We start from the raw sequence: 18,176 nt of genomic DNA, 5'->3' as shown, positions 1-18,176 counted from the left end.
GGTTATTCCTCTTCTTGTTTAGCCTGCTGCTCGGGCAGCATGAACTTGAGCCAGGCACGGAACTGGGCGCGCATCTGCATTTCGCTGGTGCCGTTGATCACCACGTTCTTTTGCTGGTCTTCGTCTTTTTCCACCAGACGCGCCAGGTTCATCCAGTCGCGTCCCCGCGACTGCAAACCCTGCTGCGCGCGTTCATACATTTCCAGATCGTCGTGGCCGACCATCGAAGTAGGCGCGTTGATCAGGCGGTTGTACATCAAGGTCCGTTCCAGGAGTGTGTCCGGCGCGCCCACCAGGCGGAAAGTCCAGGACTCCACCAGGGTTTTATCCGCGGCAATGGGCTTGAACAAACGCAGGGTCTGGATCGGGCCCTTGACCATGATGTTGGGGAAGTAACAGGTGTTGTGACGCGTGTCACCCAAAATGGCTTTGGCACGCTCTTCACCGTAGGCTTCGACCATCTGGTCCCAGTAACCGGGGATTTCGGAGTAATCCGCGTGGATGGAGTTGCTCACGCCGGTATGGCCGTGACCGTTTTCCCACACGCGAATACCCATGCCTTCATAGAACTCGTAAGGCGACATGAACGGGGCAAACAGCTCAACCGCCATGGGCTTGGGCGTACCTGGAGGGGCCGCTTCCCAGGCTTTTACGGCGGTGCCCGCCGAGGACTCGTGCGCCACCATGGGGTGACAGGTATCGGTCTGGTTATCGACCAGCATTTTCCAGTTGCACTGGTGCATGTAGCGCATCACGCCACCGGCCACTTCCAGGCGGCCTTCGGGGGAGCGATCGACCATATTGTCGATGGTGCTCAGGGACTGGCCAAAGAACTCTTCAAAGCCAATGCCTTCATCGGCCAGACGGCAGAACACAAAATCGCGGTACACCCGCACATTCTTGACCGCCGCCATGCCCTGGCTGGCTTCGGTGCATTCAAAGCCGGTATTTTCGTAACCTTTCTTCAAAGGGATGGACAGCAGGGAGCCATCGGTCTTGAAGGTCCAGGCATGGTAAGGGCAACGGAAGAATTTGCCCGTGTTGCCACAGGTTTCACCGGCCACTTGCACGCCTTTATGCGGGCAGCGGTTGTACAGCACACGGATGCTGTCGTCTGTATGGCGCACCATAATGACGGACTCGGTACCGACCGTCGTGGTGTAGAAGTCGCCTTTATTGGGCACCTGGCTGGCATGGCCAACGTAGACCCAGGTATTGGCGAACAACTGTTCCATCTCCAGCTCAAACAGCTCCTGGCTGATGTACAAATCCTTGTGGACCTCGGCCTCGCGTACCAATTCGCGGATGGCCTGGGGATTATCACGATACTTTTCCATCATGTTCTCCGTCGCCGTTGGGCTTTATAGATCCAGCACCAGACGCGGGGTCTTGGCACGAGAAATACAGATCTGGATAACCTTGTTGCTGGCTTTTTCCGAATCGCTCAGGAAATAGTCGCGGTGGTCAACCTCGCCTTCGATCACATCACAGGTACAGACGCCGCATTCGCCGCGCTTGCAATCAATCATGGGGTCCAGGCCCTGCTCTTCCATGACATCAACAATGGTCTTGTCGGCGGGGATCTGCAACGTGACGCCGGTCTGGCGCAGTTCCACCTCGAAAGGCTGGTCCCCTTCCTGCGCAGCCGCGGTCGCGAACAGCTCAAAATGCACATGCTCACTGGGCCAGCCACGCTGCTTGCAGGCTTCGATCACGGCATCAATCATGCCTTTGGGACCGCAAACGTAGATATGCTGATCTTTGGACAAACCATCGAGCAGGGTATTGAGGCAGAACCGGCCTTCGCTGTCGTCCGCGTAATGACGCAGAGCCGGGCCGGACAAGGCGCTCAGCTCATCCAGGAAAGCCAACTGTTCCACGCTGCGCCCTGCATAGTGCAGCTGATAGGGGCGACCCTGGTGATGCAGGGCCGCGGCCATGCTGGCAATCGGGGTGATGCCGATGCCACCGGCAATCAACACGGTCTCGGTTTCACCCTCGACGCCCTCATGCAAAGGGAAATCATTCTTGGGGCCAGCCACACGCAAGGTATCGCCCACTTTCAGGCTGTGCATGTACCGTGAACCACCCGAGCTGTTGTCCTCCAGACGTACGCCCAGACGGTAGCAGCGGGGTCCCTGCGCCATGTCAGCGTCCAGGGAAATCAGGGAATAGCAGCGGTGATCGTTCAGATCAGGAATCTGTACCTGCAGGTGCGAACCCGGCGCAAATGCGGGCAGGGAACCGGCCTGGGCAGGCTCTAGCGTAAAACTGCGAATCAGCGGGGATGCGTTCTGGATATCCCGGATGACGAGTTCAAAAGTATCCATCGTGTGCCTACCATTGAGCATGACTACATCAATTACCCAGCCAAAACGGCCAAGCCATGGCATCATGTAGCGCCGCAGGGGGCAAGGGGACGGCCCCAAAAGGCTGCGTAAGGCTCGTCTACTGTCTCCGCTAAAACCGGCTGCCTGACACCGACACTGGCTGTACGGCTGGATCTCTATTCATTCTTTCGTGAATTTGTTTTATTGATGAATAGTTTACGGATAAATATATACTGCCGAATATAATGGAAAACCACTAGGTGAGAAAACAGCAGAACCGTGTCGTGCACAATTCTGCCATTTTCTCCCCGTTTTGCGTTTACTGAGCTACCAGTGCGACCACGCGCAGCGGGCTGCCGGAGCCGCCTTCAATCTTCAGAGGGGCCGACATGATCAGTGCGCCCTGAGGGGGCAACTGATCCAGGTTGCACAGGCACTGCAAACCGTAACGGTTGGCGCCGTGCATCAGGGTGTGGCAAGGGTAAGCCACTGGCCAGGCGTAGGATTGGCCCGCATCGGTATTGATGGTTTCAACGCCAAAGCCGTGCACCTTGCGCTCGTGAATCATCCACTCCACCGCTTCCTGAGCTGGGCCAGGCGTATGAGCGCCGTCTTCACGCATGTTCAGAAACGCGGCGGCATCGTTGACACGCTTGGACCAATCGGTGCGAAACAGCACCCAGGCACCTTCAGGGATGCGGCCATGCTGGGCTTCCCAGTTCTGCAAGAACTCGGAGGTCAGGATGAAGTCTTCGTTCTGGGCCACTTCGGCCGAGGCGTCCACCACAACGGCGGGACGCAGAAAGTTGTCGACAGGAATGGTGTCGACGGTGTTGTCCGGATGATCCTTGCCGGAGATCCAGTGAGCGGGCGCGTCAAAGTGGGTACCGGTGTGTTCGCCACAGGTGAAGTTGTTCCAGTACCAGCCTGGGCCATTCTCGTCGTATTGGCTAATGCGCTCAATCGAGAAACCAGCAGTCTGGCCAAACTGGGGGGGCAGCTGCAAGGCGGGGAAGCTGGGAGACAGGGTCTGGGTCAGATCCACGAAACGGACCTGTTTGCTGTCGATTGCCTGGATAAAGGCTGCCAATGGGTTCTTGTCGCTCATTTCATCTCCTACGGGGATCTTATGTCATCGTTATAAGTGCCTGTCCTGCCCATGCAGGAAGGGAAGCAGCCGTTAAAACAGCCCACTCCTCCAGGCTGGCGCTGCCCCTTTTTCAAAAACGGGCAGTGTGCATCTTTGACCACTGCGGCCAGGCCACAGCGGTTTTTGACCGGGTGCTTGAGCAAAGCGCCCCGTCAAAAAACGGTCCCGATCCAACACAGGAAGGGGACCGTCTTGAACCTGCTTACGCTTCCTTGTCGTCCAGAACGGAGAACTCGGCAGGGTTCAGGTCGGGCTGGGACGCGGCATCGCCTTCGTAAAAGCGGGCAGGCGTCAAAGCCTTGCGGTTCACACGCAGGTCAAACACGTCAAAACGGTTGTAATGACCCGTAATGTCGTGCATTTGACGCGGCTGGATGCAGCGCGACAGATCGATGTCGGCGTAGGCAATGCCTTCCTTGTCGATCAGGGCTTCGCCCTGCACGCGGCCATCGGGGCCAATAATGCCCGAGAACGCACTGTTGGGACGAGCCAGCAGATCACGCGCTTCGGGATGAGTGGCGGACATGGCCTCGACAATTTCCTCGGAAACCGTCGAGCAGGCCACCACCGTAAACACCTTGCCTTCAAAGCAGTGTGCAGCAGCACGCAGGCGAATGGCTTCAGCCATGTCGTAGTCCTTCGGTGCCACGGGCAAGGCGATGTAGCTGGCAACGTGGACCAGCTCGCCTTGCGACAACAGGCTGAAACGAGCCAGCGTGTTGGTGTTTTCGCCGCACGCCAAGGCGCCCAGAGGGCCGATGGTGGTGTCATGCACACGCATCGAGGAGGCGTCGCCGTTAGCCCAGGTCAGTTTTTCTGCCCAGGTGGGCACCAGTTTGCGGTGACGGCCCAAAATGCGACCGTCAGCGCCGATGGTGACCAGCGTGTTGTAGAGAGTGCCGATGCCAACGGGACTGCGCTCGTTCACACCCAACACCACATTGACCTTGCGCTGACGACAAACCTGCGCAACCTTCTGGATCTCGGGACCTGGGACTTCGATGGCCGATTTGCACAGGCGCTCGAACCATGGGCTGCCCTCGATCGGGTTCATCACCCAGCTCCAGTAGGGGTAACCGGAGACGAACACCTCGGGGAAGGCGATCAGCTCGGCACCGTTGTCGGCTGCTTCATTGATCAGACGACATACTTTTTCGATGGTCGCATTCGTGTCCAGGAACACAGGCGCTGCCTGAACGGCGGCGGCCTTGAACTGACGCAATTCCAGCATCATGCTCTCCTTTACTTAGTTTTGGGGGGTCACGTCCACGATGGGGTGACGCAATTCGCCGATGCCTTCCACCACAGCATGCACCACGTCGCCAGGCCACATCCACTCTTGAGGATCACGGCCAGCGCCCACGCCTTCTGGTGTACCGGTGGCGATGATGTCACCGGGTTCCAGCGTGATGCCGGCGCTGATGTCAGCGATCAGGTCATTCACGTTGAACAGCATGTGCTTGGTGTTGGAGCTTTGCTTGGTCACACCGTTCAGAGTCAGGCTCAGGTTCAGGTTGTGAGGATCGGTCAGCTCATCGGCCGTCACGATCACAGGACCGAATGGCGCGTAGGTGTCCTGGCCTTTGGAGTAGATCCACTGACCGGCACGACGGCAGTCGCGAGCGCTCACGTCGATCATGACGGAGTAGCCGAACACGTACTTCAGGGCGTCTTCCTTGGCCACGCGCTGGGCACGGGTGCCCATGATCACGGCCAGTTCCACTTCCCAGTCCATTTGCTGCGTGATGTTCTTGTTGTGCTCGATGGCATCGCCGGGGCCAATCACGGTGGTAGGCGGCTTGGAGAAAATCACGGGCTGCTTAGGCAGCTCTTTGGAGGTGTCCAGGGTACGGCTGGATTCGGCTACGTGTTCCACGTAGTTCAGGCCGATACCAAAGATGTTCTTGCGTGGACGGGGGATAGGAGCCAACAGTTTGACGTTGGCCAAGGGCAGTGCCACGCCAAAAGGCATATCGTCGGCGTAGGTTTCCAGCAAGCGAGCCGTGGAAGTCACAGCGGCTGGGCCCAGGTCGATGAAATCGAGCATATTGTCAGGCAGCATGTGGCCTGTGGCGTCGCCCAGGTAACCCAGGTCAACCACCAGATCGCCCACAATGGCGCCCAAGCGGCCAGCGGCAGCAACTTCACTACGGTACGTTACAAGACGCATTTCTATCTCCAGATTGGGCCATCTTGCGCAGATGGCTTGAATAAATCGGGTCGGCCCGCCTTGGCAGGCCGTCCAAATAAGTTAAACAAGTAGTCTTACAGCAGCACCTGGTGGCCGCCGTTCTCTGCCAACGCTTCTTCGCGGTACAGATTCAGGGCACGCATCACAGGCAGGTCGTGGAACGAGAACAGGCAGGCGTCTTGCGACGAGGAACCATTCACGTGCTCATGGAACATCCAGGAAGGGACGCAGAAAATGTCGCGTTCGCGCCAGTCAAAGCGTTTGCCATTGATGATGGAATACCCTTCACCCTTGGCACACTGATAAATGATGCTGCCCGTGTGACGGTGGGCCTTGGTGTGCTCACCGGGGCGCAGCATCTGCATGCTGGCGCCGATGGTGGACATGACAGGGCCGCCGGTCAGCGGGTTGATGTAGTCCATGATGACGCCATCAAAGGGGCTGCCGTCCGTTACCTTGGCGTAGGCTGACAAGGCTTCGTACGTCGGCTCCCACTCGTACTTGAGCAGCGGCGAGTAGGGTTTTTGCCAGTCGTGCAAAGTGGGCTTCAAACCACGGCCACCCCAGATTCCCACCGCGTCGTTGACGGGATGCGTAATGGCCTGGGCCAGATCCGGGTGAACGGCGTAAAAACCGGCTTCCAACGCATTGACCAGGGGAATGTCCAGACCGTCCTGCCAGATGCAAGGCAGGCCGTCGGCTTCCACGCCGTGCTCGTGCCAGCAGCCGTTGGGGGTCAACACAAAGTCGTTGGCACCCAGCGTCATCTTGTGCCCGTCCACGATGGTGTAGGCGCCACGGCCTTCCATAATAAAACGCAGGGCCGAGGAGGAGTGAGCATGTGCGGAAGCCGCTTCACCCGGTTTCATGACCTGCAAACCGGAGTACAGCCAACCCACCGCCGCCGACACTTCCTGGCGACCGGGGTTGTTCAGGTAAATCACGCGACGACCGGCTTTTTCAGGGCTGACCAGATCCACCGAGCGCAACACATAGTCGCGCAGGTCGCGGTAGCGCCACACCACCGGCACGGACTCGGACTTGGGCTCCCAGGGCTCAATCTTGTTGGCCACGGTCCACAAGGCACCGGCCTCAAATTGAGTCAAATCCTGGTAGTACTTCACCAGTTCGGGCGTGTCCTCAACATCAGCACGACCGATCACGCTTTCGCGATGGGTGTCAAAACGTTCTTCCGACATGATGCTGTCTCCTTTTGTGTTTTATGACTTGGCTGGGCCATCCTGGGCGACTGGCGCACGCTTGATCTGACGCTGCAACCAGTCTTTGCCCCACTCATACTGAACCGGCCAGGCCAGGTCGGTGTAGCCCAACTCCGCAGCCTGACGTTGCGGCCAGTTCGCATCGGCCAGGAAGCCGCGCGACAAGGCGCACAGGTCAGCACGGCCTGCGGCAATAATGCTGTTGGCATGATCCGCTTCCATGATCGAGCCCACCGCCATGGTGGCGATACCGGCTTCGTTACGGATACGGTCGGAGAATGGAGTCTGGTACATGCGGCCGTAAATTGGCTGCTGCTCCAGCACCACTTCACCCGAGGACACGTCGATCAGATCGGCACCGGCTTGCTTGAACAAGCGGGCAATTTCCACACCGTCGTCCGCCGTGTTGCCGCCTTCGGCCCAGTCTGTGGCCGAGATACGCACCATGATGGGCTTGTTCTCTGGCCAGACGGCGCGGATGGCTGCAAACACTTCCAGCGGGTAAGCCATGCGATTTTCCAGACTACCACCAAACTCATCACTACGCTGATTGGTCAGCGGCGAGATAAAGCTGGACAACAGGTAACCGTGAGCGGCTTGCAGCTCAATGCAATCAAAACCGGCCTGGTCAGCGCGCTTGGCAGCGGTCACAAAGGCGTCACGAATCTCGTCCATCTGGGCACGGGTGATCTCGGTAGGAACAGCCGTCACACCAGCCTGATAAGGCAGGGCGGAGGCCGACACCAAAGGCCAGTTGCCTTCAGCCAGCGGCTGATTGGCTTTTTCCCAGCCCAGCTGCGTCGAACCACGACGACCCGCATGACCCAGTTGCACACCGATCTTGGCGCCTTGTTCGTGGGCAAATGCCACGACAGGCTTCCAGGCCTCGGCCTGCTCGTCGTTCCACAGACCGGTACAACCGGGGGTGACACGAGCTTCCGGCGTCACGGCGGTCATTTCAGCCAGGATCAGGCCAGCGCCACCCATGGCACGGCTGCCATAGTGAACGTGATGCGTGGCATTGGGCATGCCGTCCTTGGCGCTGTACATCAGGGTGGGCGAGAACACGATACGGTTCTTCAACTGCATGTCGCGCAGCTTGAAAGGGGTGAACATGGGCGAGGGGGCCTTTTCACCCTCAGCCAGCTCCATGCCCGCTTCCGTCGCCATCCAACGCTCGTATTTTTCCAGCCAGGCGGCATCACGCACCCGCATGTTCTCGTGCGAGATACGCTGCGAACGGGTCAGCATGGAGTAGGTGAACTGCTCGGGCTTCATATTGGCGTAACGGGCCACGTTCTCGAACCATTCGGTCGAGTTGCGGGCAGCGTTCTGAATGCGCAATACGTCCACGCTACGAGCGGCTTCGTAATCTTTCAGCGCCTCTTCCATCGACTCGTGGTCCATATGCTGGGCCAGCGTGATGGCATCTTCCAGGGCCAGCTTGGTGCCCGAACCGATCGAGAAGTGAGCGGTGTGAGCGGCATCGCCCATCAGTACCACAGGCACTTTCTTGCCGGTGCCGTAATCTTTCCAGTGCACCCACTTGTTGCAGATCACGCGGGGGAAACGAATCCAGATGGCCGAACCGCGCAGGTGCGTGGCATTGCTGATGAGCTTGTTGCCATCGAGGTGATCGGCAAACAGCTTCTCGCAGTAGGCAATGGCCTCTTCCTGCGACATTTCACCAATACCGGCTTTTTGCCAGGTTTCCTCGGGCGTTTCCACGATGAACGTGGACAGGCCTTCCTGGAAACGGTAGGCGTGAGCCTGGAACCAGCCGTGCTCGGTTTCCACAAAAATGAAATTAAAGGCGTCAAACACCTTTTCCGTACCCAGCCAGACAAAACGGCAGTTGCGGGTGTCGATATCGGGCTGGTACACGTCTTGGTAACGAGTACGAATGGCGCTGTTGATACCGTCAGAGGCAATCAGGATATCGGCGTTGTACTTGCGGGCCAGCTCAGCGTCGTCCGACACCACGGTCTCGAACACCAGGTTAACGCCCACTTCCTCGCAGCGAGCCTGCAGGATGTTCAGCAGCTTTTTGCGACCAATCCCGATGAAACCATGACCGCTGGAGCGCACGGCGCTACCTTTGAAATGGCACTCGATGTCGTCCCAGTGGTTGAAGGCGTCACCGATGGTCTGCGCGGACACAGGGTCAGCTTCACGCAGGTTTTCCATGGTGGCATCCGAGAACACCACGCCCCAGCCAAAGGTGTCGTACGGTCGGTTACGCTCGATCACAAAAACCTCGTTCTGAGGGTTTTGCAACTTCATCAGCAAACCGAAATACAAGCCGGCTGGGCCTCCGCCAATACATACGATATTCATGATATGTCCGTATGGTCTGAATACATGCTTTCGAGCATAGTATATTTATTAATAAATATTATACAAGTCAACTATTTAAATCAAAAAAAATACCTGACCTGCACACTGCCTGCTACTACTTCAAACTAGATTAAGCCTGGCTGCTTTCTGGCTGGGCAATCACATACGCTTGCATGGGGTTGCGCAGGAAATCAGGTATAGGAATACCCAGGTGGGTCTCCAGCGAGGTGGTCACCACAGTCTGGCGCACTTGCATACGCAGCACGCCGTCCTTGCCGACGCAACGCAACAGCAACGTCAAGGAGCTGTTGCCAATGCGTTCCACTCCCAGGCTCATCACCACATCATCACCCATACGGCTGATGGACTTGAACTCGGCTTCAATATGTACCGAGGGCATGCCTACCCGTTTGCTGGCGATCATGTTGTGAAAACCCTCGGGTACCATGGAATCGATCCATGCTTCCATCAGGTCGTTAAACATCACAAAGTACTGCGGATAAAAAACGATACCCGCTGGATCGCATTCCGAAAAACGGATGCGATGTTCTTGTTCGTACAGCTTGGAAACCATGTTGTAGACACCTTTTTAGCAAGTGTTTTGTGCGCCTGTCTGTGACGCTATCCGCATTCTGTCTGGCCTCACAGACCGGGCAGAATGCACCTTATGCTAGCTGGCCGTGCTTTGCAGATGCACCCGCAGCAAGCCCAGATGCTGATGGATATGCACAACTTCGTCTGTCGCCAGTCCTTCAAACATTTCTGCAATCCAGTCACTGTGGGCCTGGGCCATCGCCTCGAAACTGCTTTTGCCCTTGGGGGTGAGACGCAACACCCAAGCACGTCGGTCTGTTGGACTGCTCTGGCGAGACACCATGCCTTCTCGGGCCAGCTCGTCAGTCAGTCCGGTAATATTGCCGCCGGTCACCATCAGATAGCGTGACAACTCGCCCATCTTCAGGCCCTGCGGGTAGCGGTACAACTGGGCCATGTAATCAAAACGGGCCAGCGAAATACCATGATTCTGGCGCAGGCGACGACGGATCTCGTCCTCGATCTGCTTGGTGCAGGTCAGCATGCGCAACCACAATTTCAGGCTGGCAGGGTCCTTGGGACCGACACGGCCTTCAAATCCAGCATCGGCTGGCTCTACCAGTAAATCCTGTGCTGCTTCGCTTTGATTCATATTCTTGCCCCCCAAACTTTGGCTAATTTCAGTTTGACCAACAGGCGGGATACTCGTGCTTGAACAAGTGTGAACAAGTGGCCAAATAGACACGGAACGTCTGGCTCTCCATGCCGCGGTCACCGTGTCAATCCGAATTTATATTCTACTATGAATATTTTAGAAATAAAGTATTTAGGGGGTTAAATCCGTGCCTTCAAGGGTTTTCACCAAGGCCGCTGTCCAGCGGCCTGGTGAACCCTTTACACCAGGGCGTACTGGCGCAATGTGGCCTCTAGCTTGGAGCCATGCTCGTCGGCCAAGGCCGCATCGCGCAAGGCGCCCAGCATGGCTGGCGACAAGGTGCTGGGGTTGCGCTCCAGTGCCGACATCACGGTCTGGTAGTTGCGCAGCCCGCGAGCATGCGTATCGCCGTAGCCCTTGACCAGACGCTGACATTGGGCAATTTCCAAAGCCAGGGCCGGGTGAGCATCGGCCGCCTGCTCAATCTGCTTTAACCAGCTTTCAATGCGCTGTTGCTCGGCCTGGTAACGCAGCGTGCGACGACGCCAGCGTTTAAAGCCCGACAACAGATACAAAGGAATAAAGCCGCGCACCGAGCTGGTTTGAATGACACGTCCGGACTTGGTCAGCGATTTCACCAGTTTGTTGCCCCAGGTAGGACGCATCAGCCAGCGGCCAACACTGGCAAACGGCAGGATTTCGCTGATCTCTTCCACACGCGGATGCATGTATTCATTGATCGCCACGATCTGGCCATCGGCAGCACGCACTTCCTTGTGGACGCGGTCAAAACGACTGGCACGGGTTTTCAGCTCGGCCACGCGAATGGCATCTTCGTAAGACATCCACAAGGCCAGATACCGACCCGTTTCACGCACCAGGGCCACGTCATCCGGACGTGCGAAGCGGCTGATCTTTTTCAGGCGGTCCAGGTACAAATTGGCGTAATCCACATCCTGGAAGTCCAGAACACGGCGCACCCCTTCCACCACGATGGGCTGGGCCTGCTCAGGCACTTCGGCACGAACACGGTCAATCAGCTTGGCAACAGCCGGGTCACGCGGAGCCAGCGTTGCCATATCAACCGGTTTGTTATCCGACTCGGCCTTGCCGGCATCACCTTCGGCCACACGAGCGTAAGCAGCGCCAAAAGCCTTCAGGCTGGGCTTGACGCCCACGCCACCGCGCTCAATTGTCTGCTCGAACTGGGTGCGGCTAAAGGGCAGCACACCCGTACTGGCCAAGGCACCAAACAGCACGGCGGAAATCACGCTGCCCGAGTCCTCGGCCGCTTTTTCCATATTGAAATACACAAAACGCTTGGCAGCCTGCGTGGCGTGCGCAATCAGCGCATTGTCATCCACCCGGCCATCGCCCATGGCCGATTTTTCGGCAATGGAGTAGACGCGGTGCGTAGAGGCAATCAATGTGGTGCGGTCTTCGGTGACCAGGCCGCGCTGCACGGCGCGACCCGCTTCCATCAGCTCGGATGCCAGGACCACGTCCACATCGCCGGGCATGGGCATCAAGGCCAGCACCGGCCTCTTGCCATCAGGTGCGGCCGAGTGCGGAAACAGCTCCACATAATAAATCGTGGCACCGGTACGCTGGGCCACGCCCGGCACCGAGGTGGTTTGTGCAAAGTAGCCGTTTTGTTCGCCCAGGTTGACGATCCAGTCGGCCAGCACGCCGCCGCCTTCGCCACCCATGGCCAAAATAGCAATCTTGATTGGTTTGATCTGCATGATAAGAATCTCTACGGGTGTGCTTAGAAGGCCAGACGATCACGACGGGCAGCGTCACGACGCTGCAACCAGCCAATAAAGCCACGGCGGGTTTTTTCGCGGAACTTGTCCCAGCCAGTCGGGTTGCTGACGACTTGAGCCCGGTAGAACGAGGGGCACAGAATCGCCGCGTGGGAAACCTCACCACACAGACCGCAACCCACACAGCTGTTCATCACATTGGCCACCGGGTCCTGACGCAGAGCGTCCGGGTTGGGGCGAATCGACAGCGACGGACAACCGGACAGACGGATGCAGGAGTGATCGCCGGTACAGGTGTCCGGGTCCACGCCAAAGCGCTCGCGCACCACGCGCTCACCTGCCGCCACTGCCTTGCGGACCTGGCCTTTTTCGCGACGCTGACGGTTCAACATACATTCGCTTTGCGCCACCAGCACCTTGGGACCTTTTTCCTTGGTCGTCAGGGCTTCACGCAAAGTGGCCGTCATGGTCTTCAGGTCGTAGGTGCGACGGATCATGCGCAGCCATTCCACACCCACGCCACGCGCGGCTTTCTCGATCAGGTGACCGGTACTGCGCGTTTCGTTCTTGGCCTTGGAGGACAGGATGTCCTGACCGCCCGTGGCGGCGGTGTAGCTGTTGTCGATCACAATGGTCAGGTTGTCACTGCGGTTAAATACCGCATTGGCAATACCACTGGTCAGACCGTTGTGCCAGAAACCGCCGTCACCCATGACCGAGATGGCGCGCTTGTCGGACTCCACGTTCAAGGCTGCCGAACCGGCGCCGCCCAGACCGTAGCCCATGGTGGTGTTACCCAGATTGAAGGGCGGCAAAATGGAGAACAGGTGACAGCCAATGTCGGCAGAGACGTGGTGTTCGCCCAGTTCGCGCTCCACCAGTTTCAACGCGGTAAAGATAGGACGCTCGGGACAGCCAGTACAAAACCCGGGAGGACGGGCATGAACGTTTTCGTCCAGGCTGCCCAACGGTTTGACTTCGGCGGCTTCCACGTCCACCAGGCTGGCTTGTTCCGCTTTTGGACGCTCCACCGTCTCGACTTTCATCGGGATCACACGTGGTTTGCGAGGAGCCAGAGGCTCGACGCGGCCATATTTTTCCATGAAAGCGCGCAGGCCTTTGAGCATGGTGGCGGTGTTGTATTCACCGGCCAGTGGCAGCAGGTCCTTGCCGTGCAGGGTGACGTCCACATTGTGGCGACGCACGATGTCGGAAATGTTCTGTTCCACAAAGTTGGGCTGACCCTCTTCCAGCACCAGCACCGCACGTTTGCCTTCGCAGAAACGGACGATTTCGGACTCGATCAGCGGGTAGGCCACGTTCATCACGTACATGGGCACTTTGGATTCGCCAAACACATCGGCCAGATCCAGGTGTTCCAAAGCGCGGATCACGGTGTTGTAGCCACCGCCCTGAACGATCAGACCCACATCGTCGGTGCCATCAGCAAAGAATTCATTGAGCTGACGCTCTTCGATGAACTTGACGGCGTTCGGCCAGCGCTGTTCGATCTTTTCTTTTTCATGCAGGAAGCTGGCAGGCGGCAACACAATGCGATTGATGTCGCGTGTGGGCTGCTCCATGGCTTCTTTAATGGTGAATTTGGCGCGGCGGTTGTCCGAGGCCACAAACTGACCATGCACGTGGCAGGCGCGAATGCGCAGCTGCAACATGACAGGGGTGTTGGACGCTTCAGACAAATCAAAACCGTCTTTGACCGCTTGCACAATACAGGGCAGGTTAGGACGCGGGTCCAGCATCCACATTTGCGACTTCATGGCAAAAGCGTGACTGCGCTCTTGCATGATGGACGAGCCTTCGCCGTAGTCTTCGCCCACGATGATCAGCGCACCGCCCTTGACCCCACCCGAGGCCAGGTTGGCCAGCGCGTCAGAGGCCACGTTGGTGCCTACCGTCGCTTTGAAGGTGATGGCGCCACGCAGCGGGTAGTTGACCGACGCAGCCAGTGTGGCCGCCGCGGTCGCCTCGCTGGCGCTGTTTTCAAAACGGATTCCGTTCTCTTGCAAGATGTCCTGGGCATCGGCCAGCACGTCCATCAAGTGCGAGATAGGCGCACCCTGGTAACCGGCCACATAGGACACGCCCGATTCCAGCAGGGCCTTGGTCACCGCCAAGATGCCTTCGCCACTGAATACGTCTCCATCCCCCAGGCGCAGCTTTTTGACTTCTTCGACAAATGATCGCTCAGCCATTTTCTTTCCTTACTTACCGCGTATTGTGAACATGGTATTTATTTTCATCGGAATATGTTTATATCTCAACATATCCATTCTCATGGTTTTCCCTAGTAAAGACGCCAAATTATTTGCGACACGCGAACGGACAGCTTGGTTATAGTGAGCCCTGTTGCCGCCGCGCGGGGTCTTCAGGCCTGACCATCTGCTCGGGCCCACGCCCCTGCAGATTCGCGGCACCCACTAGCCTGTAATGACAATAAGCACCATGAGCCCCACCGAACACGACACCGTCTTTGTCGAAAATTACCTGCCCGCCCTGTTGGCCCAGGCCAGCCAGCTGATCTCTGCCGAATTCCACGAAGTGGTGCTGAGCAACGGTTTGTCCATTTCCGAATGGCGTGTCCTGTCCACCCTGTCCGGCGCGGGCGAGGTCAGTATTGGGCACCTGGCGCGCATTGCGACCACCAAGCAACCAACTGTCACCCGTTTGCTGGATCGACTGGAAAAACAAGGTTTATTGCGCCGCGTAGCCCACGATGTGGATCGTCGCATCACGCTGGTGCGCATTACCGAAGAAGGGCAGACCCTGATCTCCGGCCTGATTGCCAAGGCCCGCCTGCACGAGCAGGAGGTCGTCCAGCGCCTGCAACCCCTGGACGTCAATGCCCTCAAGGCCACCTTGCGACGCCTGATTTCCGAGCAGCACGACTATAACGAGCAGTAAAACGCAGCACGACCGCGCACACTATCGGTTCTAACCCTGCTGCCTGGGGATCTGGATGGTCCAGCCAGGAGTGGGAGAGAGAGACGGCCAGCATTCAGAAACACCACCCACACACCGCTCAGGCGATGTGTGGGTGGTGTTTTTTGTTGACGCAGTCCTGCCGGTTCCAACGCCCCCGGCCGACCGCTTGCCGGCACAGGGCGCTACCCGACCCGCCGTTTATTCAGGCTGAATGCCCAGGGTAGGGATCAGCTCGGAATAAACTTTGGAGTCGTTCTGCACACGCTCCAGCGTCTGGGCTGGGGTGGTGTAGAACTGGGCCAGACCACGGTTCTTGAAAGCCGCCTGCATCTCGGGAGTTTTCAGTGCCGCATCCACTTTTTCCTGAATTTCCTTTACCGTCTCATCAGGCGTGGTGCCGGGAGCAAACAGTGCAAACGTAGTGGTAGGGATGCTGTTGGCGTGGCCGCCTGCTTCCTCGACAGTCGGCACGTTTGGCAGCAGCTCGGTCCGTTTGTCTGCACCGACGGCCAGGATCCGGACTTTACCGCCATTCACATGCTGGGATGCCAGAATGCCACCGACCAGCATGGCATCCGTCTCGCCACCCAGAATTGCATTGGTCGCCGGGGCCATGCCTTTGTAGGGAATGTAAGTGAAGTTCACGCCTTCCTCACGGCCCAGCAGGCCCATGCCCAGGTGCGTGACATGCCCACGTCCGCCTGTGCCCACATTGGTATCTCCGTTGGCCTTCTTGGCCTGGGCAATGAATTCCTTGTAATCCTTGGCCGGAAAGTCATTGCGCACCAGCAGATACAGGTTCACACCTGCTACCGTGGTGACCGGCTTCAAGTCTTTTTCCCATTTGTAGGGCAGGTTGCTGTAGAGCAGAGGGTTGGTCGATACCGCCAGACTGTCCACCATCAGCAAGGCCGAACCATCGCCTTTGGCCTTGACCACATTATCGGTGCCAATAATGGCATTGGCGCCCGGGCGGTTTTCAATCACAAAGACTTTGCCCGTGGCCTTGTTCAAATGCACACCCAGATCGCGGGCCAGAATGTCAGGCTCGGTGCCGGGCGGGTAGGGGACCACAATACGTACCTGCTCCGTGCTCGGCCAGGCCGCCTGAGCCATCATCGGCGCCAGAGCGCCTACTCCGGCCAGCAACAGGGCCAGCGTCGTATTTTTAAGCTGTTTCATTGTCCACTCCTTATCGTTATTAATTGCGGCCCGCCACCCACACTGGCAGCCCCCCGCAGCGTATTTACCATCGTCCAATCAAGATGTTCATCATGCGCTCATGCGCATTGGTACGATCTTCTACTGCAGCCCAGCTTTCGCTGGCACGCCCTTTCAGGGTGTCATGCCAGTCCAGCAGGCCTTCTTTCATACGCCGACAAACCGCTGCGTACGCCGGGTCCGCGCCCAGGTCGTGCAGCTCGTCAGGGTCTTGTTTCAAATCGAACAGCTGGGGCCGATAGCCCTGCCAATGTATGTATTTATAGTCTCCATCGCGCAGCATCAGCCCCCGGCACTCCTCCACCCCGCGACCCAGGATCTGACGGGCTTCCCGATACGCGTAGTCCAGACTGGCGACGGTATACTCACGAGCCCAAGCGGATTGACCGTGTAATAGGGGAATCAGGGAGCGGCCTTCCACGCGATGCTCCTGGGCGGGCAGTTGCAAGGCATCCAGAATCGTGGGCGTCACGTCCACACACTCCACAAAGGCATCACTGCCTTGTCCGCGTGTGGCGTTCGCCGACGCCCGGGGATCAACCACGATCAGCGGCACGCGAATAGCGTTTTCAAAAAAATATTCTTTCTCGCCCAGCCAGTGATCGCCCAGCAAATCACCATGATCCGAGCTGAAAATAATCAGCGTGTCTTTCAGGCGATCCTGCTGTTCGAGCTGGTCCAGCAAACGGCCGACCTCATCGTCGATCTGCTGGACCAGGCCCATATACACGGGCTTGATCGTGCGCCAGACCTCGTCCTGAGCGAAAGACCGGGACTCTTCATGCTGCTGATAGGCGGCATGGACCGGATGGGCCTGCTGGCGCTCGTGCTCGGCCCGCACTGGCGCACAGGCATCGTGCGCGCCAAAGCGGTCGTGGTAGGGCGCTGGCGCCTTGTACGGCCAATGCGGTTTGATGAAAGACAGGTGCAAGGCCCAGGGCTCTTCACCTTTGGCGGTGATGAAATCCATGGCGCGCTGGGTAAAGTAGGCGGTTTCAGAGTCCTGGGCCTTGACCCGTGCCGGCAGGCTGGCATTGCGCATGTACCAGCCAGAGGCAAACTGCCCCTGGGCGTCCTGGCTGCCGATCACATAATCTTCCCAGGGCCGCTCGCTGTCATAGCCCTTGTTTTGCAAATACTGGCGGTACTCACTATCGGGGCCCATCTCGAAGTGACCGTCATAGCGCTCGATGGCCGTAAACCCCCCTTGCCAGAAGCGCTCGGCTCCCTCGGGCTGGACCTGAAAGCGCCCGGCACGGGCGCCAGCCGGGTCCGGCACATGATGGGTCTTGCCCAGCAGATGGCAATCCCGTCCGGACTGGGCCAGATAATCGCCCAGATACAGCTCATCGATAGGGTGAGGAACGCGATTCCAGGTAACCCGGTGCGACAAGGGGTAGCGGCCGGTGTAATACGAAGCCCGTGCGGGGCCACAGACGGCCGAGTTCACATAGGCGCGATCAAAGCGCATCCCCATCGCCGCCAAACGATCCAGATTGGGCGTCTTTAATGCACCGCCGGGGGCATAACAGGACAGGTGATCCGCGCGTAACTGGTCACACATGATGAACAGTACATTCTTGATTTCCAACGACACCTGACTGGGCTGAGCCTGATCCATGTCCGCCTCTAAAAACCGATGCCGGGCCCGTGTCGTGCCCAGCGTCACAAAAAGGGTAGGCCATGTGTAAGCAAATGCATAACAGACCCGCTTGTTCTCCAGATTATTACCGCAGTCTGAGAAAAATTTCCGAATAATGTGATGGTTTAGGTATAAACCAGTAGAAGGGGGACTTGCCCGATGTTGCGCCCCACTGACAGGCCGCCGC

At 58.0% G+C, this 18,176-nt stretch carries 14 protein-coding genes; 1 reads left to right on the top strand and 13 read right to left on the bottom strand.

From position 1 onward, the window contains the following. Window positions 1-2: 2 nt before the first annotated feature. The 11 genes from ACOZ42_RS00265 to ACOZ42_RS00215 form a co-directional block, all read right to left on the bottom strand. Window positions 3-1,337 carry an aromatic ring-hydroxylating dioxygenase subunit alpha gene (locus tag ACOZ42_RS00265; protein WP_003800670.1) on the bottom strand — a complete coding sequence of 445 codons (1,335 nt, stop codon included), beginning with the start codon at window positions 1,335-1,337 and terminating at the stop codon, window positions 3-5. 24 nt (window positions 1,338-1,361) lie between these two features. Further along, window positions 1,362-2,330: a PDR/VanB family oxidoreductase gene (locus tag ACOZ42_RS00260; RefSeq protein ID WP_059318411.1), complete on the bottom strand. Its 969-nt coding sequence runs from the start codon at window positions 2,328-2,330 to the stop codon at window positions 1,362-1,364. 319 nt (window positions 2,331-2,649) lie between these two features. Further along, window positions 2,650-3,438, bottom strand: coding sequence for a cyclase family protein (locus ACOZ42_RS00255; protein WP_003800674.1), 789 nt, complete (start codon window positions 3,436-3,438; stop codon window positions 2,650-2,652). A 244-nt stretch (window positions 3,439-3,682) separates the two neighbouring features. Beyond that, entirely contained in the window at window positions 3,683-4,711 is a 1,029-nt protein-coding gene (locus tag ACOZ42_RS00250; protein WP_003800676.1) for a carbon-nitrogen hydrolase family protein, read from the bottom strand. A gap of 15 nt (window positions 4,712-4,726) precedes the next feature. Further along, a complete protein-coding gene (locus ACOZ42_RS00245) occupies window positions 4,727-5,650 on the bottom strand; it encodes a fumarylacetoacetate hydrolase family protein (protein WP_003800679.1) in 924 nt (307 codons plus the stop codon). Between the two features lie 95 nt (window positions 5,651-5,745). Beyond that, the gene (locus ACOZ42_RS00240) at window positions 5,746-6,870 is read right to left on the bottom strand and encodes a cupin domain-containing protein (protein WP_003800681.1); all 1,125 of its coding nucleotides are present in this window, start codon (window positions 6,868-6,870) and stop codon (window positions 5,746-5,748) included. Window positions 6,871-6,891: 21 nt separating this feature from the next. After that, the gene (locus tag ACOZ42_RS00235; protein WP_426345404.1) at window positions 6,892-9,228 is read right to left on the bottom strand and encodes a bifunctional salicylyl-CoA 5-hydroxylase/oxidoreductase; all 2,337 of its coding nucleotides are present in this window, start codon (window positions 9,226-9,228) and stop codon (window positions 6,892-6,894) included. A 130-nt stretch (window positions 9,229-9,358) separates the two neighbouring features. After that, complete coding sequence (locus ACOZ42_RS00230) at window positions 9,359-9,802, bottom strand: acyl-CoA thioesterase (RefSeq protein ID WP_003800684.1); 444 nt, start codon at window positions 9,800-9,802, stop codon at window positions 9,359-9,361. A gap of 96 nt (window positions 9,803-9,898) precedes the next feature. Next, a complete protein-coding gene (locus tag ACOZ42_RS00225) occupies window positions 9,899-10,414 on the bottom strand; it encodes a MarR family winged helix-turn-helix transcriptional regulator (protein WP_003800688.1) in 516 nt (171 codons plus the stop codon). A 242-nt stretch (window positions 10,415-10,656) separates the two neighbouring features. Continuing rightward, the gene (locus tag ACOZ42_RS00220) at window positions 10,657-12,162 is read right to left on the bottom strand and encodes an indolepyruvate oxidoreductase subunit beta family protein (RefSeq protein ID WP_003800690.1); all 1,506 of its coding nucleotides are present in this window, start codon (window positions 12,160-12,162) and stop codon (window positions 10,657-10,659) included. Window positions 12,163-12,185: 23 nt separating this feature from the next. Further along, window positions 12,186-14,396, bottom strand: a complete 2,211-nt coding sequence (locus tag ACOZ42_RS00215) for an indolepyruvate ferredoxin oxidoreductase subunit alpha (protein WP_003800693.1) — start codon at window positions 14,394-14,396, stop codon at window positions 12,186-12,188. Between the two features lie 250 nt (window positions 14,397-14,646). Here ACOZ42_RS00215 and ACOZ42_RS00210 point away from each other — a divergent pair, with 250 nt between their 5' ends. Continuing rightward, window positions 14,647-15,105 carry a MarR family winged helix-turn-helix transcriptional regulator gene (locus ACOZ42_RS00210; protein ID WP_003800695.1) on the top strand — a complete coding sequence of 153 codons (459 nt, stop codon included), beginning with the start codon at window positions 14,647-14,649 and terminating at the stop codon, window positions 15,103-15,105. 219 nt (window positions 15,106-15,324) lie between these two features. Here the strand turns inward: ACOZ42_RS00210 and ACOZ42_RS00205 are convergent, their stop codons facing one another. Together ACOZ42_RS00205 and ACOZ42_RS00200 are read right to left on the bottom strand one after the other, a co-directional pair. Continuing rightward, the gene (locus ACOZ42_RS00205) at window positions 15,325-16,308 is read right to left on the bottom strand and encodes a Bug family tripartite tricarboxylate transporter substrate binding protein (protein WP_003800697.1); all 984 of its coding nucleotides are present in this window, start codon (window positions 16,306-16,308) and stop codon (window positions 15,325-15,327) included. 64 nt (window positions 16,309-16,372) lie between these two features. Then, window positions 16,373-17,968, bottom strand: a complete 1,596-nt coding sequence (locus tag ACOZ42_RS00200; protein ID WP_426345403.1) for a sulfatase-like hydrolase/transferase — start codon at window positions 17,966-17,968, stop codon at window positions 16,373-16,375. Window positions 17,969-18,176 lie beyond the last annotated feature (208 nt).

Source organism: Alcaligenes sp. HNGD-HTN06, assembly GCF_049932565.1.
GTDB lineage: Bacteria > Pseudomonadota > Gammaproteobacteria > Burkholderiales > Burkholderiaceae_B > Alcaligenes > Alcaligenes ammonioxydans.
This window is presented reverse-complemented; position numbering and strand designations above follow the sequence as displayed.

What these genes read in the sequence shown, in the direction of transcription:
- ACOZ42_RS00265 (WP_003800670.1), bottom strand. Translation starts at nt 1,337, where the DNA reads ATGGAAAAGTATCGTGATAATCCCCAGGCCATCCGCGAATTGGTACGC.
- ACOZ42_RS00260 (WP_059318411.1), bottom strand. Translation starts at nt 2,330, where the DNA reads ATGGATACTTTTGAACTCGTCATCCGGGATATCCAGAACGCATCCCCG.
- ACOZ42_RS00255 (WP_003800674.1), bottom strand. Translation starts at nt 3,438, where the DNA reads ATGAGCGACAAGAACCCATTGGCAGCCTTTATCCAGGCAATCGACAGC.
- ACOZ42_RS00250 (WP_003800676.1), bottom strand. Translation starts at nt 4,711, where the DNA reads ATGCTGGAATTGCGTCAGTTCAAGGCCGCCGCCGTTCAGGCAGCGCCT.
- ACOZ42_RS00245 (WP_003800679.1), bottom strand. Translation starts at nt 5,650, where the DNA reads ATGCGTCTTGTAACGTACCGTAGTGAAGTTGCTGCCGCTGGCCGCTTG.
- ACOZ42_RS00240 (WP_003800681.1), bottom strand. Translation starts at nt 6,870, where the DNA reads ATGTCGGAAGAACGTTTTGACACCCATCGCGAAAGCGTGATCGGTCGT.
- ACOZ42_RS00235 (WP_426345404.1), bottom strand. Translation starts at nt 9,228, where the DNA reads ATGAATATCGTATGTATTGGCGGAGGCCCAGCCGGCTTGTATTTCGGT.
- ACOZ42_RS00230 (WP_003800684.1), bottom strand. Translation starts at nt 9,802, where the DNA reads ATGGTTTCCAAGCTGTACGAACAAGAACATCGCATCCGTTTTTCGGAA.
- ACOZ42_RS00225 (WP_003800688.1), bottom strand. Translation starts at nt 10,414, where the DNA reads ATGAATCAAAGCGAAGCAGCACAGGATTTACTGGTAGAGCCAGCCGAT.
- ACOZ42_RS00220 (WP_003800690.1), bottom strand. Translation starts at nt 12,162, where the DNA reads ATGCAGATCAAACCAATCAAGATTGCTATTTTGGCCATGGGTGGCGAA.
- ACOZ42_RS00215 (WP_003800693.1), bottom strand. Translation starts at nt 14,396, where the DNA reads ATGGCTGAGCGATCATTTGTCGAAGAAGTCAAAAAGCTGCGCCTGGGG.
- ACOZ42_RS00210 (WP_003800695.1), top strand. Translation starts at nt 14,647, where the DNA reads ATGAGCCCCACCGAACACGACACCGTCTTTGTCGAAAATTACCTGCCC.
- ACOZ42_RS00205 (WP_003800697.1), bottom strand. Translation starts at nt 16,308, where the DNA reads ATGAAACAGCTTAAAAATACGACGCTGGCCCTGTTGCTGGCCGGAGTA.
- ACOZ42_RS00200 (WP_426345403.1), bottom strand. Translation starts at nt 17,968, where the DNA reads ATGGATCAGGCTCAGCCCAGTCAGGTGTCGTTGGAAATCAAGAATGTA.